General features: G+C 64.8%; 19 protein-coding genes. 13 read left to right on the plus strand and 6 right to left on the minus strand.

Annotated elements, in window-relative coordinates; all coding sequences use genetic code 11:
• The first annotated feature begins 7 nt into the window (after positions 1-7).
• Positions 8-1,546, plus strand: a complete 1,539-nt coding sequence (locus tag AT959_RS19650; RefSeq protein WP_083518531.1) for an efflux transporter outer membrane subunit — start codon at positions 8-10, stop codon at positions 1,544-1,546.
• A 62-nt stretch (positions 1,547-1,608) separates the two neighbouring features.
• Here AT959_RS19650 and AT959_RS19655 read toward each other — a convergent pair whose 3' ends face one another.
• On the minus strand, positions 1,609-2,943 hold the full coding sequence (locus tag AT959_RS19655; RefSeq protein WP_083518521.1) for an FAD-dependent oxidoreductase: 1,335 nt from the start codon (positions 2,941-2,943) through the stop codon (positions 1,609-1,611).
• 167 nt (positions 2,944-3,110) lie between these two features.
• On the opposite strand from AT959_RS19655, the gene AT959_RS19660 reads away from it, so the two are divergent.
• The 4 genes from AT959_RS19660 to AT959_RS19675 all read left to right on the plus strand — a co-directional run bounded on the left by AT959_RS19660 (position 3,111) and on the right by AT959_RS19675 (position 7,826).
• The gene (locus AT959_RS19660) at positions 3,111-4,481 is read left to right on the plus strand and encodes a sigma-54-dependent transcriptional regulator (RefSeq protein WP_066887237.1); all 1,371 of its coding nucleotides are present in this window, start codon (positions 3,111-3,113) and stop codon (positions 4,479-4,481) included.
• Positions 4,448-6,508: a sensor histidine kinase gene (locus AT959_RS19665; RefSeq protein WP_240481897.1), complete on the plus strand. Its 2,061-nt coding sequence runs from the start codon at positions 4,448-4,450 to the stop codon at positions 6,506-6,508. The genes AT959_RS19660 and AT959_RS19665 overlap by 34 nt, the downstream gene beginning before the upstream one ends.
• 69 nt (positions 6,509-6,577) lie before the next feature.
• Complete coding sequence (locus AT959_RS19670) at positions 6,578-6,985, plus strand: YidB family protein (protein ID WP_066887240.1); 408 nt, start codon at positions 6,578-6,580, stop codon at positions 6,983-6,985.
• A 211-nt stretch (positions 6,986-7,196) separates the two neighbouring features.
• Positions 7,197-7,826, plus strand: coding sequence for a LysE family translocator (locus tag AT959_RS19675; protein ID WP_066887243.1), 630 nt, complete (start codon positions 7,197-7,199; stop codon positions 7,824-7,826).
• A gap of 2 nt (positions 7,827-7,828) precedes the next feature.
• On the opposite strand, the gene hemW is transcribed toward AT959_RS19675, so the two are convergent.
• The 5 genes from hemW to AT959_RS19700 form a co-directional block, all read right to left on the minus strand.
• Positions 7,829-9,031, minus strand: coding sequence for a radical SAM family heme chaperone HemW (hemW, locus tag AT959_RS19680; RefSeq protein ID WP_066887246.1), 1,203 nt, complete (start codon positions 9,029-9,031; stop codon positions 7,829-7,831).
• A gap of 93 nt (positions 9,032-9,124) precedes the next feature.
• On the minus strand, positions 9,125-9,715 hold the full coding sequence (gene rdgB / locus AT959_RS19685) for an RdgB/HAM1 family non-canonical purine NTP pyrophosphatase (RefSeq protein WP_066887249.1): 591 nt from the start codon (positions 9,713-9,715) through the stop codon (positions 9,125-9,127).
• The gene (gene rph / locus AT959_RS19690) at positions 9,712-10,425 is read right to left on the minus strand and encodes a ribonuclease PH (RefSeq protein ID WP_066887252.1); all 714 of its coding nucleotides are present in this window, start codon (positions 10,423-10,425) and stop codon (positions 9,712-9,714) included. Before rph ends, rdgB begins: the two co-directional genes overlap by 4 nt.
• A gap of 8 nt (positions 10,426-10,433) precedes the next feature.
• Complete coding sequence (locus AT959_RS19695) at positions 10,434-11,351, minus strand: PP2C family protein-serine/threonine phosphatase (protein WP_066887255.1); 918 nt, start codon at positions 11,349-11,351, stop codon at positions 10,434-10,436.
• Complete coding sequence (locus AT959_RS19700; RefSeq protein WP_066887258.1) at positions 11,348-12,295, minus strand: serine/threonine protein kinase; 948 nt, start codon at positions 12,293-12,295, stop codon at positions 11,348-11,350. The genes AT959_RS19695 and AT959_RS19700 overlap by 4 nt, the downstream gene beginning before the upstream one ends.
• Positions 12,296-12,372: 77 nt before the next feature.
• On the opposite strand from AT959_RS19700, the gene AT959_RS19705 reads away from it, so the two are divergent.
• The 8 genes from AT959_RS19705 to AT959_RS19740 all read left to right on the plus strand — a co-directional run bounded on the left by AT959_RS19705 (position 12,373) and on the right by AT959_RS19740 (position 21,432).
• Entirely contained in the window at positions 12,373-13,239 is an 867-nt protein-coding gene (locus AT959_RS19705; protein ID WP_066887260.1) for a YicC/YloC family endoribonuclease, read from the plus strand.
• A 196-nt stretch (positions 13,240-13,435) separates the two neighbouring features.
• Positions 13,436-16,024, plus strand: coding sequence for an ATP-binding protein (locus AT959_RS19710; protein WP_066887263.1), 2,589 nt, complete (start codon positions 13,436-13,438; stop codon positions 16,022-16,024).
• 3 nt (positions 16,025-16,027) lie between these two features.
• Positions 16,028-16,636: a guanylate kinase gene (gmk, locus tag AT959_RS19715; RefSeq protein ID WP_066887266.1), complete on the plus strand. Its 609-nt coding sequence runs from the start codon at positions 16,028-16,030 to the stop codon at positions 16,634-16,636.
• A 16-nt stretch (positions 16,637-16,652) separates the two neighbouring features.
• Complete coding sequence (rpoZ, locus tag AT959_RS19720; protein WP_066887269.1) at positions 16,653-16,859, plus strand: DNA-directed RNA polymerase subunit omega; 207 nt, start codon at positions 16,653-16,655, stop codon at positions 16,857-16,859.
• A gap of 20 nt (positions 16,860-16,879) precedes the next feature.
• A complete protein-coding gene (locus AT959_RS19725; protein ID WP_066887273.1) occupies positions 16,880-19,033 on the plus strand; it encodes a RelA/SpoT family protein in 2,154 nt (717 codons plus the stop codon).
• The gene (locus tag AT959_RS19730) at positions 19,030-20,283 is read left to right on the plus strand and encodes a D-amino acid dehydrogenase (RefSeq protein WP_066887276.1); all 1,254 of its coding nucleotides are present in this window, start codon (positions 19,030-19,032) and stop codon (positions 20,281-20,283) included. Before AT959_RS19725 ends, AT959_RS19730 begins: the two co-directional genes overlap by 4 nt.
• Positions 20,277-21,038 (plus strand): TatD family hydrolase, encoded by a 762-nt coding sequence (locus AT959_RS19735; protein ID WP_066887279.1) that lies wholly within the window; start codon positions 20,277-20,279, stop codon positions 21,036-21,038. Before AT959_RS19730 ends, AT959_RS19735 begins: the two co-directional genes overlap by 7 nt.
• A gap of 121 nt (positions 21,039-21,159) precedes the next feature.
• Positions 21,160-21,432 (plus strand): chaperone NapD, encoded by a 273-nt coding sequence (locus tag AT959_RS19740; protein ID WP_240481898.1) that lies wholly within the window; start codon positions 21,160-21,162, stop codon positions 21,430-21,432.

Below are 21,432 nucleotides of genomic sequence, written 5' to 3' on the forward strand. Positions count from 1 at the left end.
AATGAACATGAATTACCTGCTCCCTTACCCGCCCTCAAGCAGCGCCATGGCCCAGGGCCACGTCATTCCCGCGAAAGCGGGAATCCAGGCTGCCGTTCCCCGGTACCAAAAAATCGCCATCTTCCCGCTGCTCGCTGCATTGCTGACGCTGGCCGGTTGCTCACTGGCCCCGACCTACCAGCCGCCCCAGGTCGACACGCCCGCCGCTTTCAAGGAAGCGCCAGCGAAAGGCCAATGGAAGACCGCCGAGCCGGCCGAGAACATCCCGCGCGGCGAATGGTGGAAGGCTTTTGCCGACCCGACGCTGGACGATCTGGAAAGCCGGGCCGCCGCCGCCAATCTCGACCTCAAGGCCGGCGCCGCCCGCCTGGCCCAGGCCCGTGCGCTACAGCAGAACGCCCGTTCGGCGCTCTTCCCGCAGATCGGCATCGGCGCCGGGCCGACCCGCCAGCGCCCGTCGCCGGCTTCGCAAAGGCTGGCCGCCGACGCCGAGACCAGCATCTCGACGCTGTGGCGGGCGCAAGGCACCGTCGCCTACGAGGCCGACCTGTTCGGCCGCATCAGCAGCGGCGTCGATGCCGCCAAGGCGACGACTGAGCAACGCGAAGCCCTGTTCCACTCGCTGCAACTGGCCATCCAGGCCGATGTCGCGCAGGCTTACTTCTCGCTGCGCGAACTCGATGCGTTGTCGGCGCTCTACGCCGATACCGTCAAGCTGCGCGAGCAGAGTACCCGGCTTTTCCAGCGCCGCTTCGACGAAGGCGACATCAGCGAGCTGGAGCTGGCGCGTTCGCGCACCGAACTCGCCTCGGCCCGTTCCGAAGCGCTCGGCATCGCCCGCCAGCGGGCGGTGGCCGAACACAGCCTAGCCATCCTGCTCGGCCAGGCACCGGCTGCCTTCGCGCTGCCGGCGCAGCCGCTCAATCGGGTCAGCTTGCAGGTGCCGGCCGGCCTGCCCTCGGCACTGCTCGAACGGCGGCCCGACATCGCCGCTGCCGAACGGGCGATGGCCGCCGCCAATGCCCGGATCGGCACTGCCCGCGCCGCCTTCTTCCCGCGCCTCAGCCTGACCGGCGCGCTCGGTTACGAGTCGAATGAGCTGGGCGACCTGTTCAAGTGGAGCAGTCGCGCCTTCGTCATGGGGCCGCTGGTCGGCACGCTGCTCTCGCTGCCGATCTTCGACGGCGGCGCCCGCCAGGCCGGCGTCGATCAGGCGCATGCGGTCTACGCCGAAGAGGCGGCCAATTACCAGCAAACGGTGCTGCGCGCCTTCAAGGAAGTCGAGGACAACCTTGCCCACCTGCGCCTGCTCGGCGATCAGACGCAGGCCCAGGACGACGCGGTGGGCTCGGCCCGGCGCGCCGCCCGGCTGTCGCAGATCCAGTATCGCGAAGGGTCGGTCAGCCACCTCAACGTCATCGACGCCGAGCGCAGCGTGCTGCAGCAAGAGCGCGTCGCGGTCCAGCTCGACGCCGAGCGGGCGCGGGCGACGGTAAACCTGATCCGCGCCATCGGCGGTGGCTGGGTTACGCCCGCCGCTTCCTGAAGGGGCAATAAAAAAGCGGAACGCCGTCGCCGGGGTTCCGCTTTGCGCTGGCGTCGTCCGGTTTAGCCGAACATGTCTTCGTACATCCGCCCGGCCCAGGCGAAGTCTTCGGTGACCAGTTCGTCGCGGCGCAGGTTGTCGTCGTCCTGGTCCTGGATGATGATCCCCTTGTCGTTGACGTGGTACTGGAAGCGCACTGCGACGTCCTCGCGCGGCTGGGTGTTGACCATCATGAAGCACAGGTTGTCGGGCAGCGCGTACTTTGGCTGGCGGCCCTGGCTGCGGTCGACGATGTATTTGGCAACGATTTTGGCGTGCGCGTTGGCGACGTGGCCGGCCTTCGGGTAGAAGTTGAAATTCGGCGAAACGACGCCGACCGCATCGCCGATCACGTACACGTCCGGGTCGTCCTTCATGTTCAGGAAGAAGGGATCGACGCCGGCCCAGCCGGTCGGCTTGCCTTCGGCGTTCTTGCCGATCAGGCCGGCCTTCCAGGCCATGTCGCCGGCCTGGTGCGGGGCCATCAGGATGCTGTGGTCGAACGTGAAGTCGCCGGCGGCGGTCTTGATCTTCTTGTTGAAGGGATCGACTTCCTTGATCACCGCCTTCGGGACATAGACGATCTGGTCCTTGTAGAGATTCTCGAAAGCTTCCTGGAAGCCGCCGGTGATCGGGCGCGGGCTGTCCTTGGGGTCGAGGATGATGACCTTGCCCTTGATCTTGCGCTCCTTGATCAGGCCGGCGATCAGACAGGCGCGCTCGTAGGGCGACGGCGGGCAGCGGTGCGGCGGCGGGGGCAGGGTCATCACCAGGTCGCCGCCGGTGAAATTCTGAATGCTTTGCTTCAACTGGAAATGCTCGGCATTCGGGATGTAGGCGGCCGGGAAATGGGCGCGGGTGTATTCCGCCGCCTTGCGGTCGTTGCCGAACCAGGCTTCATAGTTGTAGCGGATGCCGGCGCCGACGATCAGGTAGTCGTAGTCGATCCAGCCCTGGGCGGTGATGACCCGTTTTTTGTCGCGCTCGAAGGCGGTGACTTCGGTCTGGATGAAGTGGTAGCCGTATTTTTGCGCAACTTTCAGGTAGCTGAAGGTCAGGAAATTGGTGTCGACGACATCGACCAGCCACTTGTTGCTCATCGGGCAGGAGAAGAACACCGGGTTGCGTTCGAGGACGACGACGTCGAGCGTCGGGTCGAGCTTCTTCAGGTGCTTGGCGGCGCTGATGCCGCCCCAGCCGCCACCGCAGACGACGACGCGCTTGCCGTTTGCCTTGGGCAGCAGCGGGTCGGACTGCATGTTGATCAGGAAGGGTAGCGGGCTGGTCGGCTGGGCGAGGGCGGCGGTCGCGGTCAACGCGCTGCCGGCCGCCAGGAATTGTCGGCGGTTCAAAGTCATCTTGTCTCCATGAAGTTAGCCGTCCGACGGCGGAGTGCATCGGACTTACGGTGAAGCGGGGGAAAGCAAAGGCGGTAACGCAGACCGCCGGGCGCCGAGTTTACCTGTTCCCGGTTGCTTCGCCGGGCGCTTGTTGCGATCATCCGGGGGATACCTTGGAGGGGACGATGGATTCTGAAGTTGCGCCGCTGAACGAAGCGCCGTGGAAGCACTATTCCGTGCTGGTGGTCGATGACGAACCGGGCATGGTCAGTTTCCTGCAGCGCGCCCTGACCTCGCGCTGCGGCGTGGTCGATACGGCGGGCAGCGTCGAGCAGGCCGAACCCTTGCTGCGTCGTCGTCTCTACGACCTGATCGTGCTCGACATCGCGCTGCCCGGCCGTTCCGGCATCGACTGGCTGCACCAGTTGCGCGACGAAGGCTACGCCGGCGATGTCGTGCTGATGACTGCCTATGCCGACCTCGATACCGCGATCGACGCCTTGCGAGCCGGCGCCGCCGATTTCCTGCTCAAGCCCTTTTCGCTGGCCCAGGTGCTGAATGCGATCCAGCGCTGTTTCGAGCGCTCGCGGCTGCTTCGCGAAAACTTCGTGCTGCGCCGCGAAGTCAGCGAACGGGCGGCCGATGTCGAAGGCATCGTCGGCCAGTCTGATGTCATGCTCGCCGCCTGCGAGCGCCTCAAGCGCATCGCACCGACCCCGGCCACCGTGCTGCTGACCGGCGAATCCGGCACCGGCAAGGAAGTCGCGGCGCGCGCCCTGCACCGGATGAGCAACCGGGCGGCGGCCTCCTTCGTGCCGGTGAACTGCGCGGCGATTGCCTCGGAACTGATCGAGTCGGAGCTGTTCGGTCACGTCAAGGGCGCCTTCACCGGCGCCCAGCAGAGCCGCGAAGGCCTGTTCTACTACGCCCGCGGCGGTACGCTGTTTCTCGACGAAATCGGCGAATTGCCGGCGGCCGCCCAGGCCAAGCTGCTGCGTGTGCTGGAAGAGCGGCGGATCAGGCCGGTCGGTTCGGAGCAGGAAATCCCGGTCGATGTCCGGGTCATCGCCGCGACCAACCGCGACCTGAAAGCCGAGGTGGCTGCCCAGCGCTTCCGCCAGGATCTCTATTACCGGTTGCAGGTCGTCGAAGTGACACTGCCACCGCTGCGCGAGCGGCCGGACGACCTGCCGCTGCTGGTCGAGCATTTCATCAGCCAGTTGGCGCCTTACCTCGATGTGCCGCGCCTTGAACTGGATGGCCGCACCCTGAACCGGATGGCGGCCTACGACTGGCCGGGCAATGTCCGCGAACTGCGCAATTTCGTCGAACGCTCGTTGATTCTCGGCTGGTTCGACCTCGGGCCAGAACCGAAGGCGAGCGCCGTCGCCGCCGGCAGTACCGATGAAAGCCTGGAGTCGGTCGAGAAGCGCCACATCCTGGCCGTGCTCGGTGCCTGCGACGGCAACAAGTCGGAGGCCGGCCGCCGGCTGGGCGTCTCGCGCAAGACGCTGGACCGCAAATGCCAGGCCTGGGGCGTGGTCGACGTCCACTGATGGCGATGCAGCACAGCCCGCTCAACCCGCCGAGCCGGCGGTCGATCCGTGTCCGCCTGCTCTTGCTCGCCCTGCTGCCGCTCGGTATCGCGCTGCCGGCGATGGTCGCCGTGCTGGCCAGTTGGGGCGGCGATTATTTCGACCGCCTGCTGGTTACCAAGGTACGGGCCGACCTGGCGGTGGCGCACGGCTATTACGAGCGGGTGGCGGAGGGGATGGGGCGCTCGGTCGAAGGCCTGGCCGGATCGGCCCGGCTGGCGCGGGTGCTGACTTTGCCGGCGGTGCAGCGCGCGGCGGCGATGGACGACCTGCTCGATACGGCGCGCCTGGCGCAGCGCCTCGATTTTCTGCATTTTTTGCCGGTCGACCGCAGCATTCAACTGGCCGCCACCTGGCCGGTGCTCGATGCGGCGCTAGCCGGCGTGGCGCGCACCGAAACCGAGCTCTTCTCGGCCGAGCAGTTGCGGGCGATCGACCCACGGCTGGCCGAGCGGGCGCTGACGCCGCTGCTCGAAACCGCCAATGCCCAGATTGACCGGCGCCAGGTCGAGGAGCGCGGCCTGCTGATCCATACCGCCGCCCCGGTGCACGCCGCCGATGGCCGCCTGCTCGGGGTACTGGCCGGCGGCGCGCTGCTCAACAAGAATCTCGAATTCATCGACCGCCTGAACGAAATCGTCTATCCGGAAGGCGCCCTGCCGCTCGGTAGCGCCGGCACGGCGACGCTGTTCCTCGGCGATGTCCGGGTGGCGACCAATGTCCGGCTGTTCGAGGGCGGTCGCGCCATCGGCACGCGGGTCTCGGCCGCCGTGCATCAGGCCGTGCTCGACGAGGGACGCACCTGGCTGGATCGCGCCTTCGTCGTCCGCGACTGGTACGTCTCGGCCTACGAGCCGCTGCTCGACAGTCGTGGCCAGCGGATCGGCATGCTCTACGTCGGTTTCCTCGAAGGCCCGTTCGAAGCCGCCAAGCGCAGCGCGCTCGGCATCGTGGTCGGGCTGTTCGGGCTGGTCATGCTGGTTGCCGGCGTCTTTGCGGTGCTCTGGGCGCGCCGGGTCTTCAAGCCGATCGAGCGCATGCACGCCACCATGCATGCCATCGAACACGGCGACAGCGCGGCGCGGGTTGGCGAAGTCGAGAGCCAGGACGAACTCGGCGTCGTCGCCGCCCATTTCGACCGTCTGCTCGACCAGTTGCAGGCCCAGGCCAGTTCTCTGAAGCGCTGGGGCCAGTCGCTCGATGCCAAGGTCGCCGAACGGACGGCCGAACTGGAGCAGGCGGTGGCCGATCTGAAGGCGGCGCAATCGCAACTGGTGATGAGCGAGAAATTGGCCGCCATCGGCCAGTTGACCGCCGGCGTGGCGCACGAGATCAACAATCCGGTGGCGGTCATCCAGGGCAATCTCGATGTCCTGCGCGACATCCTCGGCCCGGCCGCCGAGCCGGTGGCGCCGGAGATCAAGCTGATCCACGAGCAGGTGCACCGCATCCGGCTGATCGTCGCCAAACTGCTGCAGTTTGCGCGGCCGCAGGATTACGTCGGCTACCTGGAACCGGTCTCGCCGGCCCAGCTGATCCAGGACAGCCTGCTGCTGGTCGGCCACCTGCTGAAGAAGGGCAATATCGCCATCGAGCAGCATTTCGACTCGACCCGCCATGTGCTGTGCAACCGCAACGAACTGCAGCAGGTGCTGATCAACCTGCTGGTCAACGCCATCCAGGCGATGCCCGAGGGCGGCGTACTGGTGCTGGCGGCGGAGGACTGGGACGAGGCCGACATGCCGGTCGGCCTCAAGCTGGTCGTCGCCGACACCGGCCCGGGCCTGACAGTGGCCGAGCGCGACAGTCTGTTCAAGCCCTTCTACACCGCCAAGAAGCCGGGCGGCACCGGGCTCGGCCTGTGGGTCAGCCTGTCGCTGATCGAGCGCTACGGCGGCCGGATCAGCGTGGACAGCGAGCCGGGCCGCGGTTCATGCTTCACGGTCTGGCTGCGCTTCGAGCCGCTGGCGCTGGAGCGCGTCGTTTAGCAAAACTTCACACAGCCGGTCATGATCGTCGACTAGGATGAAGGAACCTCATTCCTTGTGGAGAACATCATGGGACTTCTTGATTCGGTGGTCGGTGCGCTGGCCGGTGGCCAGTCGGGCGGCAACAACGCCCTGCTCGAAACGGTGCTGCAGTTGATCAACAACCCGCAAACCGGCGGCCTGGCCGGGCTGGTCCAGTCTTTCCAGCAGGGTGGGCTGGCGGAAATCGTCAATTCCTGGGTGTCGACCGGCGCCAACCTGCCGATTTCGCCCGAGCAGATCCAGCGCGTGCTCGGCAACTCGTCGCTGCAGGGGCTGGCAGCGCAACTCGGGGTCAGTCCGGAGCAGGCCTCCGGCAGCCTGGCCGACCTGCTGCCGCAGGTGGTCGACCAGCTGACGCCGAATGGCCAGGTGCCGCAGGGCGGTGATCTGATGGCGCAAGGCCTTGATCTGCTGAAGGGCAAGCTGTTCGGCTGATTGCCTTTGGTCATGCGGCGCTATGCCGCATTCCCGTTGCCGCTATATGCGGTTAGCATTGCATCCGTTCCTGCGGTAACGCGGGATCACCCTGATACCTCTTGTTTCCGGCCCCGTTCCTCCCAGGCGGGGCCTTTTTTTGCCGCCCGATTGCCGCTCGCGAAGCGGGGTGTGACAATCCCGGCCCCGAATCATTTTTGCCGAGCCCGCCATGACGCTGATTTCGTTGAGCCAGTTCGTCGCCTTTCTCGGCGCCGCCATGCTGCTGACCCTGGCCCCGGGGCCGGACAACATGCTGGTGCTGTCGCTCGGCGCGGCGCGCGGCCGGCGGGCCGGCATCGCTTTCGGGCTGGGCTGCGCCAGCGGCTGCCTGAGCCATACGCTGCTCGCGGCGCTCGGCGTCGGCGCACTGATCGCCGCCAGTCCGCCCGCTTTCGGCGCCCTCAAGCTGATCGGCGGCTTGTACCTGATCTGGCTCGGCTGGCAGGCCTGGCGCAGCCGGGGCGCGACGGAGATGGCGGGGGCGGGCGGTCACGAGTCGGCGGCGCGGCTGTTCGGCAAGGGTTGCCTGGCCAATGCGATCAACCCCAAGGTCATCACCTTCTTTCTCGCCTTCCTGCCGCAATTCGTCGATGCCGGACGGGCCGATGCGGCGGCCCAGATGCTGCAACTGGGCGTCATCTTCACGCTGCAGGCGGCTGTGCTCTTCGGCCTGCTCGGCTATTTTGCCGGTGCCGCCGGGCAGTTGCTGCAGCGCCGGCCGCGCATGGGTTTATGGCTGGACCGATTGGCCGGGACGATTTTCGTCGGGCTCGGCCTGCGCCTGATCGTCGACCGCTGAACTCAGCTTTCCAGGAAGCGTTCGAGCAGCACATTGAGGAAACGCCGGCCCTTCAGCGTCGGCGCGATTTTCTCCGGGCCGACTTCGAGCAGGCCTTCGCGTTCGGCTGCCTTCAGTTGCGGCACGATGCGCTGCAGTTGCTGCGCCGTGCGCGCCTCGAACTGCGACGGGTGGAAGCCGTCGGCCAGGCGCAGCGCATTCATCATGAATTCGAACGGCAACTCGCTGCCGGCGATTTCGCGCGATTCCTGCAGCGGCTGACCCTGCTGCACGTTGTCCAGGTAGGCGTTCGGGTGCTTCCAGCGCATCTGGCGCAGCACGCGGTCGTGTAGCGTCAGCTTGGAGTGGGCCCCGGCGCCGATACCGAGGTAGTCGCCGAAGTACCAGTAATTCAGGTTGTGGCGGCATTGCTTGCCGGCCCGGGCGAAGGCCGAGGTTTCGTAGTTGCTGAAACCGGCGGCGGCCAGCCGGGTCTCGATCGCCTCCTGCATGTCGGCACAGAGATCGCCTTCCGGCAGTTCGGGTGGGAAGGCGGCGAAGCGGGTGTTCGGCTCCAGCGTCAGCTGGTAGCAGGAGAGGTGCGAGGGCTGGAAGGACAGGGCGGTGTCGACGTCGCTCAGCGCCTGTTCCAGCGTCTGGCCGGGCAGGCCGTACATCAGGTCGAGATTGAAGGACTCGAAATGCTCGCCGGCCAGTTGCGCCGCCCGTTTGGCCTCGGCGGCGCCGTGAATGCGGCCGAGTGCCGTCAGGTGGTCGTCGTTGAAGCTCTGGATGCCGAGCGACAGGCGATTGACGCCGGCGGCGCGGAAGCCGGCGAACTTCTCGGCCTCGACCGTGCCCGGATTCGCTTCCAGCGTGATTTCGGCGTCCGGCGCCAGCATCGCCAGCGCCCGGAAGGCGGCGAGCAGTTCGTCGATGGCGGCCGGCGACAACAGGCTGGGCGTGCCGCCGCCGAAGAAGACGCTGACCACCGGCCGGCCCCAGATCAGCGGCAGCGCCGATTGCAGGTCGGCAATCAGCGCATCGACATACTGGCGCTCGGGGATCGCGCCATTCGCCTCATGCGAGTTGAAGTCGCAGTACGGGCACTTCTGGACGCACCACGGCACGTGCACATAGAGCGCCAGCGGCGGCGAGACCTTGAATTCGAGGATGCCGGCGGTCGACACCGGTTTTTGGGCAAAAATGGGAATGGTGCGGGCCATGGCGAGTCGACAGTACGAAGGTGCGGTGGGCGGTGATGAAAGATCGACGCCCGCGGCGGCGGGCGTCGGAATCCTTGGGGACTGCGCTTCGACCTACAGGCTGGGCAGGCGTTCGATCAGTTTTTGCATGGCCTGGCCGCGATGCGAGACGCGGTTCTTGGTCTCGGCATCGAGTTCGGCCGCCGTCTGCTTGAATTCCGGCACGAAGAACAGCGGGTCGTAGCCGAAGCCGCCTTCGCCGCGCAGTTCGGGGATGATCTCGCCGTGCCATTCGCCTTCGGCGATCAGCGGTTGCGGATCGTCGGCATGGCGGACCAGCACGATGACCGAGACGAAATGGGCGCGCCGGTCCGGGTGGTCGGCGAGGTCGGCGAACAACTTTTCGTTGTTGCGTGCATCCGACTTCGGTTCGCCGGCATAGCGCGCCGAGATGACGCCGGGGGCGCCACCGAGGGCGCTGACGCAGAGGCCGGAATCGTCGGCCAGGGCGGGCAGGCCGGACAGCTTTGAGGCATGACGGGCCTTGGCCAGTGCATTTTCGACGAAGGTGCAGTGCGGCTCTTCGGCTTCCGGGATGCCGAGCTGGCCTTGCGGGATGACTTCGAAGCCGAGCGGCGCCAGCAGCGCGTTCAGCTCCTTCATCTTCTTGGCGTTGTTGGAGGCGAGGACGAGTTTTTTCATCAGGCGAGGGCCGTTTGCTGGGCGGCGATCAGCTGGCGGATGCCGGCTTCGGCGAGGTCGGTCAGGGTGTTCATCTGGGCCCGGGTGAAGGGTTCGCCTTCGGCCGTGCCCTGCACTTCGACAATGCCGCCGGAACCGGTCATCACGACATTCATGTCGGTATCGCAGTTGGAGTCTTCCGGGTAGTCGAGGTCGAGGACCGGCGAGCCTTCGTAGATGCCGACCGAAATGGCGGCGACGTGGTCGCGCACCGGGTTGAGCGGCAGCTTGCCGTCGGCGACCAGCTTTTCGCAGGCTTCGTAGAGGGCGAGCCAGGCGCCGGTGATCGCGGCGCAGCGGGTGCCGCCGTCGGCCTGCAGGACGTCGCAGTCGAGCGTGATCTGGCGTTCGCCGAGGGCTTTCAGGTCGGTCACGGCGCGCAGGCTGCGGCCGATCAGGCGCTGGATTTCCTGGGTGCGGCCGGTCTGCTTGCCCTTGGCCGCTTCGCGGGCCGAACGGGTATGGGTCGCCCGGGGCAGCATGCCGTACTCGGCGGTGACCCAGCCCTGGCCCTTGCCGCGCAGGAAAGGCGGCAGGCTTTCTTCAACGCTGGCGGTGCACAGTACGCGGGTGTCGCCCATCTCGATCAGCACCGAGCCTTCGGCGTGGCGCGTGAAATTGCGGGTCAGGCGAACCTGGCGGAGTTGGTCGGGCTGGCGTTGGCTGGGACGCATGGTGTTCCTCACTTTTTCGGGTTGTACTTGTCGATGGCGCTGCGGATTTCCTCAATCGCCTTTTCAATTTCGTCGTCGGAGAGATCGCTCTTGTAGGCCGGATTGCGGCCGAACTCTTCGAGGCGGGTGGTCACTTCGCCATGCGCCATGCTTTGCGTCGAGATGGCGCTGCTCGCTTCTTCGACATAGCTTTCTTCCCAGCGCACGGCAACCACCGACAGGTTGTCGCCATGCACGCCGCCCTTGATCTCGGCTTGCGACAGCAGGTTGGGGACGCCTTGCAGCAGGTTGGCGCCCTTCAGGGCGACGGCCATCAACTCGCCGGTGGTGACGCCCCACAGGCCGTCGCTGCACAGCAGCAGGATGTCGCCATGTTCGAGTGGTGTCTTGCGCGAGAATTCGATTTCTGGCGGCGTCGGGCTGCCCAGGCAACTGTAGATCTTGTTGCGGTCCGGGTGATTGACGGCCTGCGCTTCGGTGATCAGCCCTTCCTCGATCAGCAGGCGGATGCGCGAGTGGTCACGGGTCTGGGCGATGACCTTGCCGCCGCGCATCAGGAACAGGCGGGAATCGCCGGCATGGGCCCAGTAGGCGACATTGTCCTGGACGATGCAGGCGACGCAGGTCGTCCGCGGCGTGTCCTTCAGCTTGTGGCGCGTCGTGTAGTCGAGGATGGCGTGGTGCGCATTGGACATGCCCTTCTGCAGGAAGCGGAAGGGGTCGGCGATCTCCGGCTTGGCCTCGCGTTGAAAGGCGTCGGCCAGCGTCTGCACGGCGATCTGCGCCGCGATTTCGCCATAGTGATGCCCGCCCATGCCGTCGGCGACCACCATCAGCAGCGCATCGCGCGAGTAGCAATAGGTCGTCCGGTCCTCGTTGTTGGCCCGGCCGCCGATGCGGCTGTCCTGATAAATGGTGAATCTCATTTATTCGGTTTCCTGATTTTGTCGACAAAACGCCCCAGCCAGTGCTGATTGGCTTTGGGGGTGGGCGGCGTGACGGTTTCGACCAGCGCTTTCTGCAAGGCAAAAACGCTTTGCGGCCGATAAAGATGGTTCAAGTTGAGGCACCAGTCGATGATTTCCAGCAGGCGGTCGGAGAATTGACCGTCCCAGCGCATCATGGCCGGCGTCAGGGTGTCCTTCTTCAGGCGGTCATCGGCCGCCTGCGGCGCGTTGCCGGCCAGGCAGGCGTACATCGAGGCGCCGACGCTGTAGATGTCGCTCCACGGCCCGAGATCCTTGCGCGTGCCGTAGTGTTCCGGCGAGGCAAAGCCCGGCGTGTACATCGGCTTGAGGATCGGCTGGTCGGTGGCCAGGGTTTGCCGGGCGGCGCCGAAGTCGATCAGCACCGGCGTGTTGTCCGAGCGCAGGTAAATATTCGAGGGCTTCAGGTCGAGGTGCAGCAGCTTGTGCGAATGCACCTCGCGCAGACCGTTCAGCATGCGGGTGAAAACGCCGCGGATGAAGCGTTCGGAAATATGGCCCTGGTGCTTCTGGATGAACTCCTGCAGCGTCCGGCCGTGCTCGTACTCCATCACCATGTAGACAGTGTCGTTGGCGCGGAAAAAATTCAGCACGCGGATGACGTTCGGGTGAGACAGCTTGGCCAGCGCCCGGCCTTCCTCGAAAAAACACTTCATGCCGTAGCGAAAGGCGCCCTGGTGTTCGCTCGTGATTACCGGCCGGGTCGAGCCATTGACGCGCAAGGCCAGGCTGTTCGGCAGGTATTCCTTGATCGCGACCTGGGTGCCGGCGGCATCGGTCGCCAGATACACAATAGAAAAGCCGCCGAGCGAAAGCTGGCGGTCGATTGTGTACTCTTCGAGCGGGTGGCCGTTTGGTAAGGGCTGATTGGCTTGTTGCGCCATGGATCTCGCGGTTATGATGCAATTTCAGGCATTTTCGGGCGTGTTGTCCGGCCTGTAAAGCTGGAGACTCCCCGATAATGATTTGTAGTATGACCGGTTATGCAGTCAAAACGCGTGATATCGAACGCGGAACCCTGCAACTTGAACTTAAAAGCGTCAATTCGCGCTACCTCGATTTTCATTTTCGCGTCAGCGAAGAGTTGCGCGCGCTGGAAATGCCGCTGCGCGAACTGCTGGCCGCCCGCCTGTCGCGCGGCAAGGTGGAATGTCGCCTTTCCTTCAATGCCGGTTCGGCCCGGGGCGATCAGCTTGAGCTGAACGGCGAGTTGCTGGGCAGCCTGAAAGTGCTCAATCAGCGCGTTCGGGACGAAATGCCGGAAGCCCGCCCGCTTTCGGTCAACGATGTGCTGCGCTGGCCGGGCATGTTCGGCGACCAGTCGATCGACTTTGCTGCCCTCGGTCCGCAGGTCATGGCCCTGGCCCGCGAGGTGCTGGACGAGTTCACCGCCAGCCGGGCGCGTGAAGGCGAAAAACTGGCCGCCATGATCGTCGACCGCGTCAATGCCATCCGTGCCGTGGTCGCCCGCGTTGCGCCACGCATTCCGGAAGCGCAGGCGTTATTCACCGACAAGCTGCGTCAGCGTTTGCAGGAGGCCCTCGGCAACGCCAGCGACGACCGCATCCTGCAGGAAGTCGCGGTGTTCGCGACGCGGATCGATGTCGCCGAGGAACTGACCCGCCTGAACGCCCACCTCGATGAAGTCGAGCGTGTGCTGAAACACGGCGGCGCCTGCGGCAAGCGCCTTGATTTCCTGATGCAGGAACTGAACCGCGAAGCCAATACCCTCGGTTCGAAATCGGCGGTTACCGAGGTTTCGCAGGCCTCGATGGAACTGAAGCTGCTGATCGAACAGATGCGCGAACAAATTCAGAATCTGGAATAACTGTTCGTGCCGGCGATTGGCGCAAACTTGCGCCGTCGCCTTTGCCGCCTTACCAAATGCGCCCGGCAGCTCATGCCGGATGGTTGATTCTCTCGGCATCTTCCGGCACCTCGTTTTGCGTTAGACTGCACTATCGGTACCGGCTAAGTCTGCCCGGTAATCCGACTGGGACCTGATCGTTCAGGGGGGGGGCGGCATGACGACTGAAGATTCAAACGATTCTGCGGTATCGCCGCGCACGCTGGCCTTCCGGCTGTTTGCCGGCTGGCTGGTGGTCGTCCTCTGTGCCCTCGGTGTGGCCGGCGCTTATCTGAAAAACAGTCTGGAGCATCATGAGGCGCGGGCCCGTCTGGCGGCGGACAATCTTTCCCAGGTCCTCGAGCGCGATATCGCCGCCTCACTGGAAAAGGTCGATCTGCTGCTCCGCTCGGTTGTCGATGAATACGAACGCCGGCTGGTCGGCGGCGCCTTCGATCCGGCGGAAATGGATGATTTCCTGGCCCGTCTGCGCGACCGGCAGCCATCGATGCAGGTGCTGCGCATTTCAGATGCGCAGGGCCTGACGGCGGGTGGGGCGCAGGTGGCCGATCGCGAATACTTCCAGCAGTTGCGTGACAATCCGGCGGCCGGCGTGGTCGTTTCCAAACCGATGGTTGGCCGGATCAGCGGCAAATGGGCCATCGTCCTCGCCCGCCGCCTGGTCGATGGCCAGGGGGCCTTTGCCGGTGTCGCCTATGCCAGTCTGAGTCTGGAATATTTCGAAAAGCAGCTTTCGTCGCTGCAACTCGGTCCGCAGGGTTCGGTCTCTTGGCGCGATGCCGACCTCGGCGTCGTGGTCCGCTTACCGAAGCGCCTGGATGTCGCCAATTACGGGGCGACCCAGGTTTCCGAGGATTACCGCCGGGCCCTGCTGGAGAGTCCGCAGCAGGGGAGCTATGTTTCGGGCGAAACGGCAATCGACGGCGTGCAGCGTCTGCATGCCTATCGTTTCAATCCGGCCTATCGGTTCTACGTCAATGTCGGCGTCGCCAAGGAGGACTACCGGGCGCCCTGGCTGGGCCAGCTGTGGGCGACACTGACCCTGTTGCTGGCCTTCATCCTGCTCAGTGCGCTTGGCGTCAGCCTGCTGCACCGCTACGCGAGTCGCCTGGCTGGGCGCGAGCGCATGCTGCGGACCATTTTCGATACGACCGATGGCGCAATTTTCCTGCTCGATGCGGCCGGGCGGATCACACACGCCAATGAGCGGATGGCAACGATGCTGCTCTGTCCCTTGCCGCAGTTGATCGGCCGTGCCTATCTCGACTTCGTTCATGGCTCGCAGCGCGCCGCGGCCGAGCAGCGCATGCAGCAAGTGGTCAAGGGCGAAATTCCCTTCGTTCGCCTCGAGCGCGAGTATCAGCGGACCGACGGTTCGGTGTTCTGGGGTTTTCTCTGCGGCCGGCAATTGCGCGACGAGCACGACCGGCTGGTCGGCATGGTGGCGCTGATTGCCGATGTCAGCGAGGAAAAGAGCAATGCCGATGAACTGGCCCGTTACCGCCGCCATCTCGAGGATCTGGTGCGCGAGCGGACGGTCGAACTGGAAGGGGCGAAGAGCTCGGCCGAGGCGGCCAGTCGTTCGAAAAGTACCTTCCTGGCCAACATGAGCCACGAAATCAGGACGCCGATGAATGCCATCATCGGTTTCACCAACCTGCTGCTGCGCGAAGTCACGGTGCCGGGGCAGCAGGAGCGGCTGAAGAAAATCGCCCATTCGGCCGAGCATCTGCTGTCCATCCTCAATGACGTACTTGATATTTCAAAAATCGAATCGGGCAAGCTGCAACTGGAGTCGGCGCCATTCCGGATGCTCGATCTGGTCGAGGGAATGGTGGCGCTGCATGGCGAACGGGCCGAGGCCAAGGGCTTGTCATTCCGGCTGGCGCTTTCCGCCTTGCCGCCGGTGCTGGTTGGCGACCGGACGCGTCTGGCACAGGCGCTGCTCAACTACCTGAGCAATGCCATCAAATTTACCGAGCGGGGGACCATCAGCTTGCGGGCCAGTATTCTTGAAGAGGATCAGGATACGCTGCTCGCCCGCTTCGAGGTCCAGGATACCGGCATTGGTATCGAAGCCGAGGCCTTGCCCCGCCTGTTCGGTGCCTTCGAGCAGGCCGACAATACGACGACGCGAAAATTCGGCGGGACCGGTTTGGGCCTGGCGATCACCCGCCGCCTGGCCGAGCTGATGGGCGGCAGTGTCGGGGTCGACAGTACGCCGGGCGTTGGCAGTGCGTTCTGGCTGACGGTGCGGTTGGGCAAGACCGCTGCGGTCGACGCTGAAAAAAGGCCGATTTCGACGGTGGCGCAGGGGGCGGAGGCGATCCTCCGCGAGCAATGCGCCGGCGCTCGCCTGTTGCTGGTCGAGGACGACCGCGTCAACCAGGAGGTGGCGCTCGAATTGCTGCGCGAACTGGCTGGCCTGCAGGTCGATCTGGCCGAAAACGGGGCGGTGGCGCTGGCGATGGTCGCCGCCACGCACTACGACCTGATCCTGATGGATTTGCTGATGCCGGAGATGGATGGCATCGAGGCGGCCCGGCGCATCCGGCAATTGCCGGCCTACGCGGCAACGCCCATTCTGGCGCTGACCGCCAATGCCTTCGATGAAGACCGTGCGCGCTGCCTGGCAGCCGGCATGAACGACCACATCCCGAAACCGGTCGACCCGGCCTACCTTTTCGGTAAACTGCTGCGCTGGCTGCCGCGAACCGCGGCCGGCACCCAAACCACTCAGGAATAAAGCATGGCCGGAAATCTCTATGTTGTCGCCGCCCCGTCGGGGGCCGGCAAGACCACGCTGGTGCGCATGCTGCTCGACAGCGCAGCGGGCGTGCATCTCTCCATTTCCCACACCACCCGCAGCCCGCGCCCGGGCGAGCAGGATGGCCGCGAGTATCATTTCGTCGATGCGGCCGAATTCCGCGCCATGATCGAGCGCCACGAGTTTCTCGAATGGGCCGAGGTGCATGGCAACTTTTACGGTACTTCGAAAACCTGGATCGCCGAGCAGTTGGCGGCCGGCAACGATGTCCTGCTCGAAATCGACTGGCAGGGCGCGCAGCAGGTGCGCAAGCTGTTCCCCGGGGCGATCGGCATCTTTATCTTGCCGCCCTCGATGGAGGAGCTGGAGCGCCGGCTGACCGGGCGCGGCACCGATGCGGCCGACGTCATTGCCCGTCGTCTGGCCGCGGCGCAGGCCGAGATGCGCCATGTCGGGGAATTCGACTATGTTATTATTAACAACGAACTGGAAGTGGCGCTGACCGACCTCTGTGCGGTAGTCCGCGCTTCCCGACTGCGGTTTGCTGCGCAAAGTGCGCGACATTCTGCTCTTTTTGCCCGAATGATCTGATTTTCCGAGGTTTTACATGGCTCGCGTTACTATTGATGACTGCCTGAAAAGAATTCCCAATCGTTTTGAAGCAACCCTGGCTGCTGCCCATCGCGCCCGTCAACTGGCCAACGGCGCCACGCCGCTGGTTGATCCGGGCAAGGACAAGCCGACCGTGATCGCCCTGCGCGAACTGGGGACCGGCAAGATCGGCATCGAAGTGCTCAATCGCGGCCAAGGCTGAGGCTGGGGCGGTGAAAGCTGATGGAGCCAGCACCGTCATCTCCGCCGCCTGCCATTGAAGAACCCGCCTACCGGGTTTTTCTCGATAGTCTCGACTATCTTTCTCCCGAACAAGTAGCACTGGTCAAGAAGGCATACGCCTTCTCGGCCCACGCCCATGCGCATCAGAAGCGCATGTCGGGTGAACCCTACATCACGCATCCGCTTGCCGTCGCCGGCGCCGTCGTCGAATGGCGGATGGATGCCGATGCCATCATGGCGGCCCTGCTCCATGATGTATTGGAAGATACCGGCACCACCAAGCGCGAACTGGCCGACCTTTTCGGCCGGGAAGTCGCCGAACTGGTGGATGGCCTGTCCAAGCTCGACAAGATGGAATTCGCTTCCTACCAGGAGGCGCAGGCCGAAAACTTCCGCAAGATGCTGATGGCGATGGCGCGCGATCTGCGCGTCGTGCTCATCAAGCTGGCCGACCGTCAGCACAATCTGCAGACCATGTCGGCAATGCGGCCGGACAAGCGGCGGCGCATCGCGACGGAGACCCTGGAAATCTACGCGCCGATCGCGCTGCGTCTGGGTCTGAACAAGCTCTACCGCGAACTGCAGGACCTCTCCTTTCGGCTGATTCATCCGCACCGCGCCGAAGTGCTGGCCCGCGCCATGCGCGCGGCGCGCGGCAATCGCAAGGAGTTGCTGACCCGGATTCTCGATGGTATCAAGGACAAGCTGGCCCACGCCGGCCTGCGCGCCGATGTCTTCGGGCGTGAGAAGAGCCTCTATTCGACCTTCCGCAAGATGAAGGATAAGCATTTGTCCTTCTCGCAGGTGCTCGATATCTACGGTTTCCGCGTTGTCGTCGACAACGTGCCGACCTGTTACCTGGCGCTCGGCGCGCTGCACAGCCTGTTCAAGCCGGTGCCCGGCAAGTTCAAGGATTACATCGCGATCCCCAAGGCGAATGGCTACCAGTCGTTGCATACGACGCTGATCGGCCCCTACGGAACGCCGGTCGAAGTTCAGATCCGCAGCCAGGAAATGCACCACGTCGCCCAGGAGGGCGTCGCCGCGCACTGGCTCTATAAGGACACCGAAGAGAGCGGTGCCGACCTGCAGATCAAGACCCACAAGTGGCTGCAGTCGCTGCTCGAAATGCAGAGCGGCGATTCCTCCGAGTTCTTCGAGAACGTCAAGATCGACCTCTTCCCGGACGAGGTGTACATCTTCACGCCGAAGGGCAAGATCATGGCCATGCCGCGCGGCGCGACGGTAGTCGATTTCGCCTACGCGGTGCATACCGACGTCGGCCATCATTGTTCTGCCGCACGCATCAATCACGATCTGTCGCCATTGCGCACCGAACTGCGCAACGGCGACATGGTGGAAATCATCACCTCGCCGCAGGCCAGCCCGAATCCGATCTGGCTGACTTACGTCAAGACCGGCCGGGCGCGAAGCAAAATCCGCCATTTCCTGCGCACCATGCAGAACGAAGAGTCGGCTCGGCTCGGCGAGCGCCTGCTCCGCCAGGAACTGCTGTCGCTTGGCGTGGTGCCGATTTCGATCCCGACCGATGCCTGGGAGCAACTGGTCAAGTCGGGCGGCCAGCGGAGTATTGAAGAGGTATATACCGACATCGGCCTCGGCAAGCGCCTGCCCTCGGTGGTCGCACGCCGCCTGCTGGCGCGCGAGGACATGAGCGGCGACAGCCCGGGCAACATGGCGCTGGCCATCCACGGCACCGAGGGCATGGCCATCCAGTTGGCCCGCTGTTGCCAGCCGATTCCCGGCGACCCGATCATCGGTTCGATCAAGAAGGGCAGCGGTCTGGTCATCCACACTCATGACTGCCCGACCATCCGCAAGTCGCGCACCGCCGAGCCGCAGAAGTGGATCGACGTCGAGTGGGAGCCGGAAGAGGGCAAGCTGTTCGACATCCGGATCAAGGTCGAGGTCAAGAATACGCGCGGCGTGCTGGCCCAGGTCGCCTCGGCCATCGCCGAAGCCGGTTCGAATATCGAACACGTCTCGATGGATGCCGACCCGGAACGCCTGTTCACGCTGCTCCGCTTCACCATCCAGGTCGCCCACCGCAACCACCTGGCGGCCGTCATGCGCGGCATGCGCCATATTCCCGAAGTGACCCGCATCGTTCGCGAAAGGGGAGGCGAGGCTTGAGGATTCTCGTGCTGGGCGCCGGCGTCGTCGGTACGGCAAGTGCGTGGTATCTGGCCCAGGCCGGGCATGAAGTCACCGTGGTGGATCGCCAGCCGGTGGCCGGTAATGAAACCAGCTTTGCCAACGGCGGGCAGATCTCCGTATCGCATGCCGAACCGTGGGCCAACCCGCATATTCTGCCGCGCCTGCTGAAGTGGCTGGGGCGCGAGGATGCGCCCTTGCTCTGGCGCTGGCGGGCCGACCCGGCCCAGTTGAGCTGGGGGCTGCGCTTCCTGTTCGAATGCCTGCCCGGGGCGACCCGCCACAACATGGCTGCTATCGTCGCCCTGTCGCTCTATAGCCGGCGGCAATTGCGCAAGCTGCGACAGAACCTGGACCTGCAGTACGATCAACTGCAGCGCGGCATCCTGCATGTGTATACCGAGCCCAGGGAGTTTGCGGCGGCGATCGAAGCAGCGCGCCTCATGCGCGAGTTCGGGCTGGATCGGGACACGGTCGACGTCGACAAATGCCTCGAAATCGAGCCGGCTCTGGCCGGTGCCCGGCATCTGCTGGTTGGCGGCGACTACACGGCTTCCGACGAGTCGGGTGATGCCCACAAGTTCACCCGGGCGCTGGCCGAGCGGGCGCAGGCGGCAGGCGTCGATTTTCGCCTCAATTTGACGGTCGACCGCATCGCTCCCGGTGGTCGGAAGATTGCCGGCGTCCTGGTTCGTGGTCCGCAGGGTTCGGAATTGCTGACCGCCGATGCCTACGTCGTCGCCCTCGGCAGCTATTCGCCGCAGCTGGTCAAGCCGCTCGGCATCTGCCTGCCGGTCTATCCGGCCAAAGGGTATTCGGCCACCCTGACCCTGGCCGAGAATTCTCTGGCGCCGACGGTCAGCCTGACCGACGACGAGCGCAAACTGGTGTTCACGCGCCTGGGCAATCGCCTGCGGGTGGCCGGGACCGCCGAGTTCAACGGCTATAACCTCGACCTCAATCCGGTCCGTTGCCAGGCCTTGCTACAGCGTGTCCATCAGTTGTTCCCCAGCCTGGAAGTCGAGTCCGAGCCGGAGTTCTGGTGCGGTTTGCGGCCGGCGACGCCGTCCAACGTGCCCTACATCGGCCGGACCCGTTACGGCAACCTCTGGCTCAACACAGGCCATGGCACGCTGGGCTGGACCATGGCCTGCGGCTCGGGGGCGGCGCTGGCCGATCTGATCAGCGGCCGCCTGCCGGAGCCGGACTTTCCTTTCCGGCGATGCTGATCGACAGCCACTGTCATCTCGATGCGGCCGAGTTCGATGCCGATCGCGATGCAGTGCACCCCGCCGCGCTGGCGGCCGGCGTCGAGCGTATCGTCGTGCCGGGGGTTGCGGTCGACGGCTTCGCAAAGCTGAAAACCACCGTTGCCCGTTATCCCGGCTGTTTTGCCGCCTACGGCATCCACCCGCTGTACGTGATGCAGGCGGTGGACGCCGACCTGGAGGTGCTGCGCCGCTGGCTGGAGATGGAAAAGCCGGTCGCGGTCGGCGAGATCGGGCTCGATTTCTACGTCGGCGGGATTGATCAGGCGCGCCAGGAGTTGTTCTTCGTCGAACAACTGAAGCTGGCCCGTGCCTTCGACTTGCCGGTCATCCTGCATGTCCGGCGGGCGGTCGATCAGGTGCTCAAGCAGTTGCGCCGCATCCGCGTCGCCGGCGGCATCGCCCACGCCTTCAACGGCAGCCGGCAGCAGGCGGACGAATTCATCAAGCTCGGTTTCAAGCTGGGCTTCGGCGGCGCCATGACCTATGCCGGCTCGACCCGGATCCGGGCGCTGGCCGCCACCTTGCCGCTCGACAGCATCGTGCTGGAAACCGATGCGCCGGACATGGCGCCGGCCTGGCTCAATGGCGGGCGCAACTCGCCGGTCGAGCTGCCGCGCATCGCCGCGGTCCTCGCCGAATTGCGCGGCCTCCCGGTGCCGGAAATTGCCGAGCGAACGACCGCCAACGCGCAGGCTGCGTTGCCGCGAATTTGATCCAGCGCAAGATTGCCCCTAATAAATTTGTGGGCTTTTGAAAGTCTTGATCTGCGCTAAAAACGTTAAATGCTTATCGGCGTAGATTGCCCCGGCTGACATCAAACTGACTGGGCGTTGCATGGACATGAAGGCTGCCACCGGTATCAATATCTCCAGCGTCATTCTCGGGGTCGCCCCGGCCGACGCGGCGGGCGTTGGTGAGCGGCTGGCTGCCCTCGCGGGGGTCGAGGTCCATGCGCTGGTGGAAGATGGACGGATGATCGTCACCATCGAATCCGCCTCCGACGGCGCCACGGTCGATACCTTTGAGGTGATTCGCCAGATGCCGGGGGTACTTTCGGCCTCGCTGGTCTATCACCACTTCGAATCGGATCCAGACGAGGAGGCGTGA

Source organism: Dechloromonas denitrificans (genome assembly GCF_001551835.1).
GTDB classification, from domain to species: Bacteria; Pseudomonadota; Gammaproteobacteria; order Burkholderiales; family Rhodocyclaceae; genus Azonexus; species Azonexus denitrificans.

Bases quoted from the DNA above. Each gene is read 5' to 3' on its own strand.
- AT959_RS19650 (WP_083518531.1), top strand. From the start codon at position 8: ATGAATTACCTGCTCCCTTACCCGCCCTCAAGCAGCGCCATGGCCCAG.
- AT959_RS19655 (WP_083518521.1), bottom strand. From the start codon at position 2,943: ATGACTTTGAACCGCCGACAATTCCTGGCGGCCGGCAGCGCGTTGACC.
- AT959_RS19660 (WP_066887237.1), top strand. From the start codon at position 3,111: ATGGATTCTGAAGTTGCGCCGCTGAACGAAGCGCCGTGGAAGCACTAT.
- AT959_RS19665 (WP_240481897.1), top strand. From the start codon at position 4,448: ATGCCAGGCCTGGGGCGTGGTCGACGTCCACTGATGGCGATGCAGCAC.
- AT959_RS19670 (WP_066887240.1), top strand. From the start codon at position 6,578: ATGGGACTTCTTGATTCGGTGGTCGGTGCGCTGGCCGGTGGCCAGTCG.
- AT959_RS19675 (WP_066887243.1), top strand. From the start codon at position 7,197: ATGACGCTGATTTCGTTGAGCCAGTTCGTCGCCTTTCTCGGCGCCGCC.
- hemW (WP_066887246.1), bottom strand. From the start codon at position 9,031: ATGGCCCGCACCATTCCCATTTTTGCCCAAAAACCGGTGTCGACCGCC.
- rph (WP_066887252.1), bottom strand. From the start codon at position 10,425: ATGCGTCCCAGCCAACGCCAGCCCGACCAACTCCGCCAGGTTCGCCTG.
- AT959_RS19695 (WP_066887255.1), bottom strand. From the start codon at position 11,351: ATGAGATTCACCATTTATCAGGACAGCCGCATCGGCGGCCGGGCCAAC.
- AT959_RS19700 (WP_066887258.1), bottom strand. From the start codon at position 12,295: ATGGCGCAACAAGCCAATCAGCCCTTACCAAACGGCCACCCGCTCGAA.
- AT959_RS19705 (WP_066887260.1), top strand. From the start codon at position 12,373: ATGATTTGTAGTATGACCGGTTATGCAGTCAAAACGCGTGATATCGAA.
- AT959_RS19710 (WP_066887263.1), top strand. From the start codon at position 13,436: ATGACGACTGAAGATTCAAACGATTCTGCGGTATCGCCGCGCACGCTG.
- gmk (WP_066887266.1), top strand. From the start codon at position 16,028: ATGGCCGGAAATCTCTATGTTGTCGCCGCCCCGTCGGGGGCCGGCAAG.
- rpoZ (WP_066887269.1), top strand. From the start codon at position 16,653: ATGGCTCGCGTTACTATTGATGACTGCCTGAAAAGAATTCCCAATCGT.
- AT959_RS19725 (WP_066887273.1), top strand. From the start codon at position 16,880: ATGGAGCCAGCACCGTCATCTCCGCCGCCTGCCATTGAAGAACCCGCC.
- AT959_RS19735 (WP_066887279.1), top strand. From the start codon at position 20,277: ATGCTGATCGACAGCCACTGTCATCTCGATGCGGCCGAGTTCGATGCC.
- AT959_RS19740 (WP_240481898.1), top strand. From the start codon at position 21,160: ATGGACATGAAGGCTGCCACCGGTATCAATATCTCCAGCGTCATTCTC.